We start from the raw sequence: 15,518 nt of genomic DNA, 5'->3' as shown, positions 1-15,518 counted from the left end.
TTTCCGATAATTTAAAATTGTGCTGTCAAACCTAGATTAAAGAATCGTGTCTGAGGAGCAGAACCGATATTCATTTCTAGAATTTTACGATTTGGACTTAATGTCAAAAGGTTAGATCCACTTACATATACATTCATCCCTTTGATGAAATTACCACCAAAGAATTGCTCAGTCGGAACTGTGTAGGTAAGCTGAACTCTTGCCAAGTCGAATCTATCAGTACTGTACAACCAAAAATCAGAGTTTCTAAAATTATTGGCTCCATTTAAAGTAGTCAACCTAGGAAAAGATGCTGTTTCAGCAGTGGCTTCGGTCCATCTATCTCTGACAACTTCAGAATATTTTGACTCTCCTGAAATCCAGAAGTATGAACTATTTCTCATTGCATAGGCTCCTCTTCTAGCTACACCCATTGCAAAGAAAGTCCAGTTTTTCATTTGAGCAGTCACATTGAATCCCAAAGTCAAAGGAGCACCAAACCAGCCACCTCTTCCAAGAAATACTTCATCTTGTGGAGTAACTCTTCCGTCTCCATTTTGATCTATATATCGAATATCACCTGGTAATACCTCTCCAAATATTTGGGTAGGAGCAGAATTGATTTCTTCAATAGTTCCAAAGAAACCTTGGTTGCGTAAGCCCCAAATTCCATCTATAGGATTCCCTGTTCTTACTTGATATGGATCTTGCCAATTTTCGCCTCTTTGAAGCGCTTCAGTTTTGTAATATGTTCCTACTATTCCAAAATTGATATTAGCAGAACCTACCTTTTGATTCATATTTAAGTTGAAATCAAATCCTGATCTTAGGTCACTGTTGTAATTTTCAAAAGGAATAAAAGAAGATGCTGGAAATCCTGTGGTGAAGTAACTTGGGTAAACATCACTTCTTTGAACCAACAAGCCTGACATCCTACTTACAAACCAAGATCCATTAAAGAATACCTTGTTGTTGAAAAGAGCGGCATCAACACCTAAATTAATCTCTTCCCGTTTCGGGAAAGTCATAGTAGGGTTTGCACCTCTTCTAGATATCGTGGTGATATTATTCAGTCCATCTTTCCAAGTATAAAATACAGTACCATCACCTTGCTGGGTATAAACTTGTTCGTACAGATAATAATCAGCAATGTCCAAGTCAGTATGCAAAACACCTCCAGATACAGAAAGTAATAAATTATTGACAACAGAAGAACCTTCTAAAAACGCCTCATTACTTACTCTCCAACCCAAAGACATGGTTGGTGAAAAAGCTCTTCTATTGTTTTCTGGCAATCTGGCAGAGTGAATAACAGCACCATTCATCTCAACCAAATATTTATTTTTATAATTATAGCCTAAATGCAAGCCTAAATTAGCATTACTAACTCTGTGGTACATTTGAGAAACTGCAGTTTGAAATCCACCAGCGACTAAAGTTGCTGTAATTTCATGATCCTCTTTGATTACAGTATTATAATTCAGCTGTGCTGACATTGCCATTGTTTGTCTAAACGTATTGCCAGTTATATTCTGAGTTCTCGTACTAGCATCTTGACCGAATCGGGTAAGGCCAGAAATCAAATCTTGGCCTGCGTAATTATTCCATTGTGGTTGAAATACCGCATAATTATTATTGAAAGACAAGTTATAAGATGTCGCATAGTCCAGCCCAAATCTTGAATTGAATGTCAATCCAGGAAGTATATTTTTCAAATCTGCATTTACTCCAGTATTGAATTGGTATTGTCTACTAGTAAATTGACTTGAACCGCCTGCATAAATTCCTGCAATTGGATTGGTTTGTTCGATCTGTGTACCTCCAAGTAAAAATTGACCATTAATTAAATAGCTTGTATTTTCGACAAAATTCATAGACACTGCATCATCTGGCTCAATCATACTTACTGGAATCAGCGGAGAAAATCTATGCGGTCTTAAATTTGCTGCACCTTGCCAGAAATTAGCATTCACACCTCTACCATTATAAAATATCACAGCAGCATCAGCAAATGCCGAAATATTATTGGTAATATTCATATCTACATTACCACGAATATTCAGACGCTCGTTTCTATTTTGAGCTGCTTGACCGAAATCTAGAAGTGATCCTTCAGACCAATAACCTAAATTGGTATAATATCTCGCTCTATCATTTCCACCAGCAATCTCAAGTGTCGCATCATGTCTGCTGTAAGCTTCTTGAAGGTACTCTGGAGAGTAAAAGTCCAAATCTGGATATCTGTAAGGATTGGTTCCAGAAGCATAATTGAAGATCTCTTCACTAGAGAAAAGAGGCAGAAGTCCATCATTGATTCTCGCTTCATTATAAAGTGTCATATATTCCGCAGAGCCTAGGTATTTCGGAATTCCTCTAGGCACATGTACACCTGTATTTGTAGTGAAATTGATCCTTTGCTTACCTGCAGCACCTCTCTTAGTAGTGATTACGACAACACCCTTAGCAGCTCTACTTCCATAAAGAGCCACAGCGGATACACCTTTTAGAAAGGTCACCTGCTCGATTTCTATCGCATTTACACTTCCAATATCTCTAGGAACGCCATCTACCAAAACAAGATACTCGTTATTTCCCCATATGTTCCCATGAAAACCAGGAGCAAAAATCTCCATATTGTCCAGAGGATAGGTGAAATAGTTTTTCTGCATCAATTCAGGAATATTCACATAACTGATGCCTCCTATCAAATTAGCTTGATCTTGCTTTTGATAAGCTGTGTTCACTTGTCTTGACTGCATTTCACTGAAAAGTATAACTTCATCAAGTTGAGCAGATACACGAAACACTTTTGTTTTATATCCTGGCGAACTAACTATCAGTAGAGAATTTGGAATTACCTCTATTTCGAATACTCCATTTTCATCAGTAGTAGAAATCAATTCCTCTTCATCATTCATAATCTCTGCAACTGGAAGTGGAAATCCATTTTGATCTCTCACAGTTGCTCTGACAAGAATGGTTTGATCGGCTTGCGCGAATGCCCACATAGGAGACAAGAGCGTCACTACCATCAAAAACCATATTATATTTTTATATTTCATTATAAGTTTCTTTAGAGTGATTTATTTAAGAAAAAATTACCATCCTGGATTTTGTTTAAACTCTGGATATAAAGTCACATCAGAAACCTTTAATGGTAACCAATAATGTCTTTCAGCCAGTGGTCTCTCCAAAATTACTTCTTCTCTCAAATTGAGCACTCTCATTTCGGCTGGGTCGCCTCCGAGTTCGGAATTAGGATCTCTGTTGAATTCAAGCGAAGTTTTCAAAGTATAGGGTCTTTCAATCAATTGCAACCATCTTCTCAAGTCGCTGAATCGATGTCTCTCGAAGGCAAGTTCGACTGCTCTTTCTCTTTTCAATTCCTCTAGGAAAACATCCGTTGATGTTAAAAATTTATCTAAAACATTAGGCATACCTGCTCTAGCTCTGATCACGTTTACAGCATCTACCGCAGTTTTATCAAAATTACTTGACTTACCAGTAACACTATTATTGCCCATCAATGCTGCTTCAGCATACATCAAGTAAATATCTGCTAATCTCATGTATGGGACATTCAAATGTAGAGCTGCTCCAAAAGCAAAAGCATTATCATAAGTGTTGGCACGAAGTGGTACAAACTTGCGGTTTAGAAACCCTGTAGGACTGCCTGAAACCTCACCTCTATAGCTACCACCTGTGAATAGATTTGCATGACGATTATCCTCTTGATTTGGCGGCATTGATCCCTGTACTACTTGTACACCATCATAAACAATACTACTATAAAATCTAGGATCCCTTCCTTTGAATGGGTATTCAGGATCATAACCAGATTCAGCATCTGCATTAGAGATATTTTCTGGAAGCGGATGTCCATTAGCCATTCCAAAATATCTATTGACATAATTAGCCGTAGGGACAAATTTTGTAGCGTCACCATCTACTATTATTGATGGAAAATACTGTTTTGTTATACCCCAATTCGATTGATCCCCAGACCAGTAAAGTGATCTGAAAATACCCTCAGTACCACCAGATAATGCCCAGTTTTGCCCTAATGTATAGAAGTTGGTATGCCAGTTTTCAAAAGGCATCAACGCATATTGAGTTTGACCACTTTCTACTAATGAAAGTAACTCTCCAAATGCTTCAGCAGATCTTCTGCAAAAATCAGCATTGTATGTTCTGCTTCCAGTTGACTCCAGATTCATCAGAGGACTTCCTGCAAAAAGTAGGTTCTTCCCAAGATATCCTAGTGCCATGATCTTATTTATTCTTAGCTCATTTCTACCCGCTGTTCTTCTACCAGCTACAGTATTATCCCAGTTTACTGGCAAAAGATCAGCTGCTCTCCTTAGATCAGCTGCTGCCTTTTCAGCACTTTCATGATAAGAAAGTCTAGGTTCTCTAAGTACTTGATCTCCTGGAAGGACTCTATCTATGTAAGGTAAACCACCCACATACTGAATCAACATAAAATGAAACCATCCTCTAAAGAAAAGCAATTGACCTTCAATCAAGGCTCTTTCTTCATTTGTTGCCTCAGTCATTCTATCAAGATTTGCTAATCCTAAGTTAGCTTTACGAATTCCATACCATGCCAGTGGCCATAGACCTTTGGTGCGTGGGTTGTCATCGGTATTGGCAGACCACTTATCCATCCAGCTAACTTGTCCACCATATCCAGCATGCTCTACTTGCCATGCCCAGAAGTTACCTCTGTCAAAGGCAAATGTCACGTGAAAATTACCCGCGGCAGAGACCATCTCATCTTCACCCCAGTTCCAAGATGCAGTCCAATAACTTGTAGTAAAGTTTGGATAAGCCTGGTATAACTCTTCAGTGAATCCCTGGAAATTTTCAAAATTCAAAAAAGCTATTTCTTCAGAGACTACAGATTCTGGTGTCCTTTCCAAATAATCTTCACATGATGAGCCTATTACAAAAACCAAACAGATTGATAAAATCCGAGCAAGTTTTATTATTTTTTGATTATACTTTTTCATTTTAGGTAAATTTAAAATGTCATTGTTAGTCCTAAGTTAATACGTCTTACCATTGGGTATCCACCTTCAAAAGAAGCTCCTACACCAAAGTTTGACTCTCTGTCATCTGGCATTTTACTCCATACCAAAAGGTTGTTTCCATTAAGAAAGACTCTCATACCACCTAAGCCTATTTTGTTTGCTTGCTCAGGCTTTAGGGTATATGCCAATTCAGCATTTTTGATTCTGAGATATGACCCATCATACAAGTACCTCGTTCCATAGTAATATGATACTGGCGTCAACCAAACAGGTAAAGGAGTACCTGCTTCAGGATTGTCCTTGGACCAATAAGTACCTTCTTCATAGACGAGATTTCTCTGGCCATCAAGGTTAGTGAATGGAACATCTCTGGTTACATTATTCACTCCGTAGAGCTGCACAAAGAATGATACTCCCTTCCACTCCATACCAATATTGGCATTGTAGGTATTTTGAGGAACACCAGAAAAACCGTATGGTGCGCTATCAAATGCATCAATAATCCCATCTCCATTGAAATCTGCAATAAGATACCCTCCAGGCAACTTGCTAGCATTATTCGTATTGTATGGAGTACTTGCATACAATTCATCCCAAGAGTTATAATATCCCATATCTAAAAGAGATCTATATTGACCTAATTGATAACCTGCTTGCTTTTGATAATCAACCAAAAACTCAGGATCATCTCTATTGATCACTACATCGATTGCTCTTGTTACGGCAAGATCTGCCCAAACTCTTATTCCATTTCTTAAAACTCTATTGAATCCTAGCTCAACTTCGTAACCAGTGGTAGTTACTCTTCCTAGGTTAGCAGCTGGTGCATTGGCGCCAAAATAACTTGGAATTGATCGATCTCCGGCCATTAGAATGTCAACTCGATCATCTTTGAATATATCAAAACTACCATCTAGCATACCGTCAAAAAGACTGAACTCAGTTTTCAAATTGTATTTATAAACTGTTTCCCATCTTACACTTGGGTTTCCAATTACTTGCTCTCTATACCAAGTATATGGACTGTACCCATCTCTCCATCCGATCGTATTGAGTCGAGAGTTGCCTCCAAATGCCCATTGATTCATATATAAGAATCTACTTCCTATATTATCATCACCTACTTGACCATATGATGCAGCTACTTTCAAGAAATCTATCGCTGAGATTTGCTTCATGAAGTTTTCTTCTGAAACAACCCATCCTAAACCCCCGGACGAGAAAAATGCAAATCTGTAATCAACACCAAATTTTTCAGAGCCGTTGTAAGCACCATTATATTCTACAAGATACTTTCTCTTGTAATCATATACTGTTCTGAACACCCAATCCTCCCTGTAGCTAGGGATTATGTTACCAATAGCATCCTCTTGTCTACTGAACAAGCCCATCAAATTGATATTGTGGTCATCATTGATTGTTTTGACATAATTCAATTGACCTTGATAGAACATTCTTCTTTGAGCACCTTGAACATTTCCTCCTTGCGTTGTCCATGCTATAGGCTGAAAAAAGTCAAAATTGCTGTTATCAAAATTATTTTTGAAATTTTGTCTTCCAGTTACAGGGTCTATCCACATTTGTTCGGTATCATTAAAAAGGTCATTTACACCTCTTCCCACTTCTGTGAATGTATTATCCACTGCCATAGTCGCTCTGAAAGTCAAGCCTTCAGTGATCATTTTCAGATCCTGCTCAAGCACCAAATTAGTAGATAAACTGGTTGTAGTGATATTTTCTACCCCACCAATTGCTAACACTCTTGCTGAGTTGATCGCTCCATAATCATCTAATGGATAATATCCCCATAGACCATTGGAATATCTTGGAACAAATGCATCAGGTGGATTTCTGTAGGCTGCTCGCCAAAAATTAGCATCATTTCCTCCTTGCCATGGTGTCTTTCTAACACCATAGATACCACCCAAATTAATTTTGAGTTGTGTAGTTGAGGTTAATTGGAAATCTAAGTTATTTCTAAAATTTAGTCTGTTGTAATTATATCCAGGTTGGTAACCTCTATCATTTTCAATTTGCTTAAACAAATCACCTTCATTTTGAAAATCAAAAGAGGCAAAATATTTTGTGAGCTTCGTACCTCCGCTTATAGATACATTGGCATTATAAGCCATTGCATAATCTTTGAAGAGATAATCTTGCCAATCGATATTTGGATATCTTTCTGCTTCTGCGAGATTTGCTGGATTTCTGTATTTTTCTCTGATTCCTTGTGGTATCATTTGAGACCATGCTTGCGGACTAACAGAAAGTTCTCTTTCGATCGCTTGATTTCTAATTCCAATAGCATCATAAGCATCCATTTTTCCTGGCAATTTTGAAGGAGCTTTCACAGTAGCATTCACTCTTGCTACAATTTCTGCTTTACCTTCTTTACCTCTTTTGGTGGTTACTATGATTACTCCATTGGCTCCTCTAGAACCAAATACTGCTGTAGCCGAGGCATCTTTCAAGACTGAAATTGACTCCACTGACCCAATATCCATTTGATTGAAAAATTCTGGTCTTTCTACACCATCCACAAGAATAAATGGAGAATTACCATTCCAGCTGTTTTGCCCTCTAATGAAAATCTGTGGCGTTTCGTCTCCTGGCATACCCGAACTTGCGGTTGTAATCAATCCAGGCAAGTTACCAGTCAATGCAGCTCCTAAACTAGAAACCCCACCAGTTCTTTGTAATGTAGCACTATTGGTTTGTGAAACTGCTCCAATAAGCGTCTCTTTTCGCTGCTCACCATATCCAATGATGACAACTTCTTCTAAAGAAGTCTGATCTTCATTGAGTACGACGTTATAAACAGTTTTATTTTCACTGACTAAAACCTCTGAAGATTTGAATCCAATGAAGCTAAAAATCAAAACTTCACCAGGCTGAACATCTAAAGAATATTTACCATCTAAATCTGTAGCTACGCCTCTTGTGGTTCCTTTGACCAGTACTGTTACTCCAGGAATGGGTAACCCATCTCTTCCATCCGTCACTACACCTGTAATTTGAGCTAGTGATGCTTCGGAACTTACATTACTATTGGAATCAGATGAAAGGTTTTTACTTCCATTTTTGTTAAATAAAAACTTATTCTCCTCAGCTAATTCCTCAATTATTGATTGAGAACCTGAGACAGCTTTAACAGATGATTTCTCAAGCTTTTCATTTGAGATTTTTGAATCACTTTTTTCTTGAGTGACTTCTAACTTAGCTTCTTGTCTAAGTTCACCATGCACATAGTTCGAGCCTGTTGAAGATGAATCTAAGAATTCATCAGCGCCCATTCCTTTTGAATCTCTAGCATGTAATGGTAAGACAGAGCTAAATATCAGCTGAGCTACCAGAACATACGTCACGCTTCTTAATAAGAAAAAGAATCGCCTTAGTAAATGTATATCCATATAAAATTTTGATAAATAATATTTTAAGGTTTGAAAGATTGATTGTTGACGATTCATTAGCAAAATGAATATTCGCCAAATCAGAAGAAATTCTTCCGAAACTTATTACTAACTAGTATTTGATTTTTTAGTCATCATTGCTTTAGGTTTTGGGTTATGTATATATTATATAATTGCTATTATCAAATTCCCTTTTTAGATGTAAATTTGAGGTCAATGTCTGATCTTTTATCTTTCCGAAACTCTAAAAGAAAAGATCAAATTCTACTTCATCCTATCAGGAACCTAAGGGAGAGTAATTTTTATTAAAGAGCAAATGTGGATGAAACAAACAAAAGCTTTCCAACAATTCGATTCCAAATCTGGAAGAAAAACCTGTTGAAAAAGGTGCTTTACAAAAGAAGGATGAAATAAATTGAACTGGCATTTTACTTTGGGTTTTTTATGAAATTAACTTAATCAAATATATAAAGTGAGAATGATAAAAAGAATTTTTTAAAAAATATTTAAAATACTGATTTTCAATTACTTAAAATATTCATTGCGTTTTACAAAACCGCAAAAATTGACCAAAAAGGTTCCTGAGGCTGAATCAGTTAGGATTTTGAATATTTACTAAAAAAAATAGCATTTCGCTTAAGTCAACATATTGACTTTCAGTTATTTACGATACAAAAACAAGGAAATAAATTTTTAAAAATTCTATAATATTTGATAATATCAAATCAATTAAGATATAGAAGATCGATTATTGAAAATATTCTTGAATAGAATTAACTAAATTCCAGAATTACCTACTGTTTATGATAAATTCAGATTCAAAAAAGAAAATAATTAGATGAAAATTGCTTTTGAAACATCCTTTTTAATCTGATTTTAATGATCATTTTTTTAAAGTAAATAGAAAATAAAACAGATTCATATTTGATGTTTATAGATTTTTCAGCTTCAAGTATTTTCATACCCGATTTTATACCTGTAGTCACTTAAACAAACTAAACCTTAAATTTTTACTGCTGTTGAAATTTGTGTGCCGTAGCATAGTTGATGACAATTATCCGCAAAATCAATTGTAGTAAAAACACATTTTAGGCTTATTGCAGACAATCATTTTCAAGTGTCTGGAAATCATCAGTTTGAACTCACCTTAGGCTAAAAAAAATCAATTGAAAAGCTAAAAAGCAGTTACCAAATAAAAAGTCATTTTTCTGTTAGGATCAAAATAATTCAACTTCAAAAGGCGAAGCGGGTAATCCACTTGAATTGATCAAATTGGCCCATTCTGGGTTATTTGCCCAAGCATACCTTATCTTGAACGGTACAGTATATTCTTGAATATCTAAAATTATAGAGTGATCTAAAATTTCTGCATTCACCCAATTAAAATTGCCATTTTCATCAGAAATGGCAAATCCTGATAAAGATTCTCCATCTGAGGTTGACAAACCTTGACCAGTTTCTTTAAAAATCAATTTGACCTTTCCCTTTCTAATTTTTGCTTTTTCAAACAACGGTCCAGAAAACGGCCCCATTTTTTCATCATAAGCCAATTTTAATGCTTGCAATGCCAATCGGTCTCCAACACTTTTCTTATCTAAGGGATGAATATCATTTGCTTCTCCTACATCTATAGTAATCGCCATACCAGTTTGAGGTATTTTTAATGATTTTCTTTGTATTTCACGCATATCTGCCCAACCACTCTCTTGAGTTTCCGATGTAACCTCCATAAAATTAGATAATTGAACATACAGGAAAGGAAGATTAGGTGTATTCCACTCCTCTCTCCAACCTTTGATCAAGGATGAAAATTGTTTTTCATAAATTTCGGCAGCACCTACATTTGACTCTCCTTGATACCAAAGTATTCCTTTAATCTTGAATTTTTGCAGAGGAGAAATCATAGCATTATAAAGCCCCATTGGCTTGAAACGAATGGTTGTCTGACTTGGTGCTTGTGGCATTTTAGCACCCAACTTATATTCCCAGTTTTTACTGATATCAAAAATCTGATTACCAATTTGTAGTTGATATGGCTTCTCTGAAACAAATCCTCCTCGACCTCTTTCACTTACAATCCTTACTGTAAGAACATTTTCCCCTTTTTTCAAAACTCCCGTTGGGACTGAGTATCTTCTTGGAGGATATCTGTAGCCAGTGCTGCCAACAGATACTCCATTGATAAAAGCTTCGTCACTATCCACAAGCGTTCCCAAAAGTAACTTTGCAGCTCCCTGATCGACCGGATCAAAATCTAAATAAATTTCTTTTCTAAGCCAGTAAACTCCATTTATCGGTTGATCTTTTTCCGTTGGGAAAAAATCGAGATCTTTCATCTCGTCCCAATTTTCTGATTGATAATTATTTGAAAACCATGGAATTTCAGGGTTGGCAAGTCCAATATCCTTTGATCTTAATTCCTGTCTCCAATCATTAATTTTTTTTTGATCAGATTTTTCAATTTCTTCAATAAAACCCGGTTTTTGAAAATACAATGCTTCTTGATAATCCTTTGGAAACTGCTTCAAATCTTCCTCCCGAAGCCAAGATTGAATTGGTGAACCTCCTACACTTGCATTGATCATTCCGATAGGAACATCATATTTTTCATTGATGTTTTTTGCAAAAAAATAAGGAACAGCAGCATATGACCTGATAGTCTCTTCATTCAATTCAAGCCACTTTCCTCCTTTCAAATCCGATTTTACTTCTGTAAATGAATAATCATCAAGCACATCGAAATACCTGATTTTTGGATTTTTCACATTAACAAACTCTTTTGGAAACATCGGTTCTACTCGCTCCATGGTAGTTTCCATGTTTGATTGACCAGAACAAAGCCAAACATCTCCTATCCAAATATCATTAATTACTAAAAAATCTTCCGCACTAGAGATTTTCATTACAAAAGGACCGCCCCCATTCATGGAAGGTAAAGACAATTCCCAGGATCCATCTGATTTAATCTTTTGGGCTACACTAATTCCATTAAATTCTATTTTGATCAATTCATTTGCATCACCCCATCCCCAAATAGAAAGAGGAATATCTCTTTGCAATACCATGCCATCACTAATCAAGACGGGGAGTTTTATTCCACCAAAACATTCTTTTCCTAGCCCTAATGCTAGGATAAAAATAGTTAGAAAGAAATGACGAAATATGATCATTTTGGGTCATTTAGAATAGGCTACTAACTGAAAGATTTAATCTAACTTTTGATCTTTCAGGAAACAGTGCGATAAACTTGGTGAAAATAAATTAAAAATGCAACCGATTTCATTTTATTTTAAATCAATTGGTCTCAATTTCAATATAAGATAAATATTTTTGTAAGTAAGGGAAGAATAATTGATTCCAAAAGAAGAGGTTAAATTTAAGATTATACGGACAATTTTTTTGTTAAACCATATAACAGTTCAAATCCTTGAGCTAGATAGCCTGAAATCTCTTAAATTAAAACTTTGTAAACACATTACTGAAATCGGTTTCATTCATGAAGCGAATCCAAAATAAAAGCAAAAATTCACTCACTGATTTCTCAAAAATTTTCCCCTGTGATTTTATTTGATTCAGTATTAAAAAAAGCAACTTTAAATCAAGTTGAATAGCTTCACGTCAGTAAATTTTTCCATGCCATTTTTTAAATGTCAAAAATACACTAATTTTATCCAGTCACATTTAAAAACATTCCCTAATATCAAAGAAACATTACAATGAAAAACCTTATTCACTTTAGTCTAGTAACTCTATTGATCATTGGATTAAATATTCAAGCATTTTCTCAAGAATATACTTTTGACAACCCTATCGCAGAACAACGAGCAGATCCTTGGGTATATAAAGATTCGGATGGCACATATTACTTGATAGCAACAGTGCCAGAATATGACAAAATTGTAATTCGAAAAGCCCAAACCATCAATGGACTGAAGGAAGCTGAAGAAAAAGTAATCTGGGTAAAGCACGAAAAAGGAGTAATGGGTCATCACATTTGGGCTCCAGAGCTTCACAAATTCGATGGCAAATGGTATATATATTTTGCAGCAGGTGAAGCCGAAGACATCTGGAACATTAGAATGTGGGCTTTATCGAGCTCATCAGATGATCCTACACAAGCAAACTGGAAAGAAGAAGGTCAAATAAAATCTAAGATTGATTCATTTTCATTAGACGCAACTGCCTTCGAACACAATGGTAAACGGTATATGATATGGGCACAAAATGTCAAAGGCGGAGAACATGGAACTGCACTTGTCATGTCTGAAATGAAAAACCCTACTACACTAACAGGACCAGAAATAGTGCTTACAGAGCCTGAATTTGGATGGGAAAGAGTAAAATATAATGTAAATGAAGGCCCCGCAGTAATCAAGCGAAACGGAAAAATTTTTGTAACATATTCTGCAAGTGCAACAAATGAAAACTACTGTTTAGGTTTACTTTGGATAGATGAAAACAGTGATATTATGAATATATCGAATTGGAATAAATCACCTGGTCCTGTATTTTATACAAATGAAGAATTGGAAAGATACGGCCCAGGTCATAACTCTTTCACTTTAGCCGAAGATAATGAAACTGTTATCATGATTTATCACGCAAGAGATTATAAGGAAATTCAAGGTCATGAACTCTCAGATCCAAATCGTGCCACAAGAGCCAGGTCAATAAAATGGACTCCTAGCGGTTTTCCTGATTTTCGTCAAAAAGAAAGAGATTAATTTAAGCCAAATACTGAAACAAAATTTCGAATGGAGTTAAACAGTGCTGCCTTTAAGGATGTTTGATAACTGTTAAGTTAGAAAAATTGAAATAATTCCCTGAATGATCGAAACAGAAAATTTTGCTAAAGTAGAGGTAAAATCCAGTCTTGAATTGAGAGCCTGGTTGGAAAATCACCATTCACAAGAGGAAAGTGTTTGGTTGGTTACTTACAAGAAAGTTGAACAAGATAAATACCTCTCTACCTCTGCTGTATTAGATGAATTAATTTGCTTTGGGTGGATAGATGGTATACGAAGAAAATTAGATGATATCAAAACAATGCAGTTGATCTCACCTCGTAAAGTAACACATTGGGCAAAGACTTATAAAGATCGTGCAAGTAAGTTAATTAAGGAAGGAAAAATGCATCAAGCTGGATTTCAATCTATAGCCCTTTCTAAGCAGACTGGCTTATGGGATTTTATGGAGGATGTTGACAATTTGGTCATTCCAGAAGACCTGCAAAAAGCATTGGAGAAATATGAAGGAGCCTCTGAGTTTTTTTATAACATAAATGATTCCAGTAAAAGGTTTGTATTGAGATATATTAAACTTGCAAAAACTGAGAAAACTAGAATATCAAGAATCGAACAAATTGCAAAGCTGTCGGCAAAAAGAGAAAAACTGAAAGGGAGTTAGTACTTGTTATAATTGGAACGACCCGTTTCAAAGCCACTTTTGACAGAATGTTGGATATTCCAAAGAATGCTGCCCCCGTTCCAGACATATTGACCTCTCTAAAATAGTATTTGTTCCGTAATGACCCTAAACGAAAAAAACCCTAACGTCCTGTTTTACAGTCTGTTAGGGTTTTGTTTTGCAGAGGAGGAGGGAATGTAACCTATTGGTCAAATTAGAGTAAAACTGCAATTAAAATACATTCAATACGCTTTTTAAATGATGCTATTATTCATTTTTGTACAGTAATAATCAATATTGCTCAACTTTTTCACCCCTCTATTAGTCCCTTTAATTTATAATTATTATGTTTGAAAATTAAACAAAAGAAAAAATGCAGGCGACATTGAGTTTTATGCTCCGTAAGGATCTGATTAACAAAAAGGGGGAACAACCTTTAGTTCTAATTATTCATTTAAGGGGACAGAAAGTCAAGGTTTCTACTGGCATAAAACTGATTCCAGAACTTTGGTCACATGATAAACAAGAAATCATAGACCTTACAATTAAACAGAAAGCGATACTAGAAAAAAAATTTGGAGACCTAATTCCCAGAAAAATAACCTTGATCATGTATCAAGACATTCTGAATGAACTGAAATCAAAAATCAGACAAATAGAAATTGATTTTAGGGCAAAAGCTATAGTATATGATCTAGAGATGCTTGTTTCCAAAGTTAAAGAATCCAAAAAAGAGGTTACAAAAAAAGTTGAGCCTACTACTCTTGTATATGATTTCATAGATCAATACATAACTGAAAATGCACCTTCAAGAGTGAAAGGAAGTATGGTTGTATATAAATCACTCAAAAAACACCTCAAGAACTTCCAAGATTTTCGAAGAACGCCCATTAGATTCCAGGAAATGAATTATCAATTTTTTCAAGATTTTCAGAATTATTTAATTCAATGGGAAAAGAAGAACCCCAAAACAGGCCATGTTACCTTTTTAAATAATATCTCTATCGCCAAACAGCTGAGCACATTAAAAACATTCATAAACTATGCTAAAAGAAAAGGAATAGAAGTCAATGACGGATTCAAGGAATTCACCATAAAAAAAGAAAAGCTTGAGGTGATAGCGCTTACAGCAAAAGAATTCGAAAAACTGATTACTCACGATTTATCAAATAATAAAAGGCTAGACCAGATTAGGGACATATTCGTCTTCAGCTGTGCAACTGGCTATAGATATTCAGATCTAGAACAGCTGCAAAGACATCATATTAAAGAGGATGAAATTAAACTTGTTATAACAAAAACAAAGGAACCCTCAATAGTGCCTTTAAACCAATATTCTCGAGCAATTCTTGAAAAGTATGCAGAACATTTGAATCCACTTCCAATGATCTCCAATCAGAAATTTAACAAATATATCAAAGAGCTATGCAAATTAGCTGAGATCAACGATCCTGTAGAAATCATTCGCTTTCGGGGAGCAAAAAGAGAAGTGAAAATAGTCCCAAAACACGAAATGATCAGTGCTCATACAGGTAGAAAAACTTTTGTCACCTTATCCCTAGCATTTGGCATGGCCGCAGAGGTAGTAATGAAGGTTACAGGTCACTCAGACTATAAGTCTTTTAAGAGGTACATCGAAGTAGATGAAGACAGAAAGAAAAATGAAATGAATAAAGCTTGGAATTAATTA

General features: G+C 35.6%; 7 protein-coding genes. 3 read left to right on the top strand and 4 right to left on the bottom strand.

The genetic code is table 11. The annotated features are described in order from the left end of the window. Positions 1-11 precede the first annotated feature (11 nt). From BELBA_RS10605 to BELBA_RS10590, 4 genes are all read right to left on the bottom strand, one after another. Entirely contained in the window at positions 12-3,041 is a 3,030-nt protein-coding gene (locus BELBA_RS10605; protein WP_014772689.1) for a SusC/RagA family TonB-linked outer membrane protein, read from the bottom strand. Between the two features lie 36 nt (positions 3,042-3,077). Then, complete coding sequence (locus BELBA_RS10600; protein WP_014772688.1) at positions 3,078-4,991, bottom strand: RagB/SusD family nutrient uptake outer membrane protein; 1,914 nt, start codon at positions 4,989-4,991, stop codon at positions 3,078-3,080. Between the two features lie 11 nt (positions 4,992-5,002). Further along, positions 5,003-8,422 (bottom strand): SusC/RagA family TonB-linked outer membrane protein, encoded by a 3,420-nt coding sequence (locus tag BELBA_RS10595; protein WP_014772687.1) that lies wholly within the window; start codon positions 8,420-8,422, stop codon positions 5,003-5,005. A 1,217-nt stretch (positions 8,423-9,639) separates the two neighbouring features. Next, a complete protein-coding gene (locus BELBA_RS10590) occupies positions 9,640-11,592 on the bottom strand; it encodes a sialate O-acetylesterase (RefSeq protein ID WP_014772686.1) in 1,953 nt (650 codons plus the stop codon). A gap of 546 nt (positions 11,593-12,138) precedes the next feature. Between BELBA_RS10590 and BELBA_RS10585 the strand changes: the two genes are divergently transcribed. The 3 genes from BELBA_RS10585 (at position 12,139) to BELBA_RS10575 (ending at position 15,515) form a co-directional block, all read left to right on the top strand. Then, on the top strand, positions 12,139-13,146 hold the full coding sequence (locus BELBA_RS10585; RefSeq protein WP_014772685.1) for a glycoside hydrolase family 43 protein: 1,008 nt from the start codon (positions 12,139-12,141) through the stop codon (positions 13,144-13,146). Between the two features lie 103 nt (positions 13,147-13,249). After that, positions 13,250-13,828 (top strand): YdeI/OmpD-associated family protein, encoded by a 579-nt coding sequence (locus tag BELBA_RS10580; protein WP_014772684.1) that lies wholly within the window; start codon positions 13,250-13,252, stop codon positions 13,826-13,828. Between the two features lie 373 nt (positions 13,829-14,201). Continuing rightward, the gene (locus tag BELBA_RS10575) at positions 14,202-15,515 is read left to right on the top strand and encodes a site-specific integrase (RefSeq protein ID WP_014772683.1); all 1,314 of its coding nucleotides are present in this window, start codon (positions 14,202-14,204) and stop codon (positions 15,513-15,515) included. Positions 15,516-15,518: the final 3 nt, after the last annotated feature.

It is taken from the genome of Belliella baltica DSM 15883, assembly GCF_000265405.1.
Taxonomy (GTDB): Bacteria; Bacteroidota; Bacteroidia; order Cytophagales; family Cyclobacteriaceae; genus Belliella; species Belliella baltica.
This window is presented reverse-complemented; position numbering and strand designations above follow the sequence as displayed.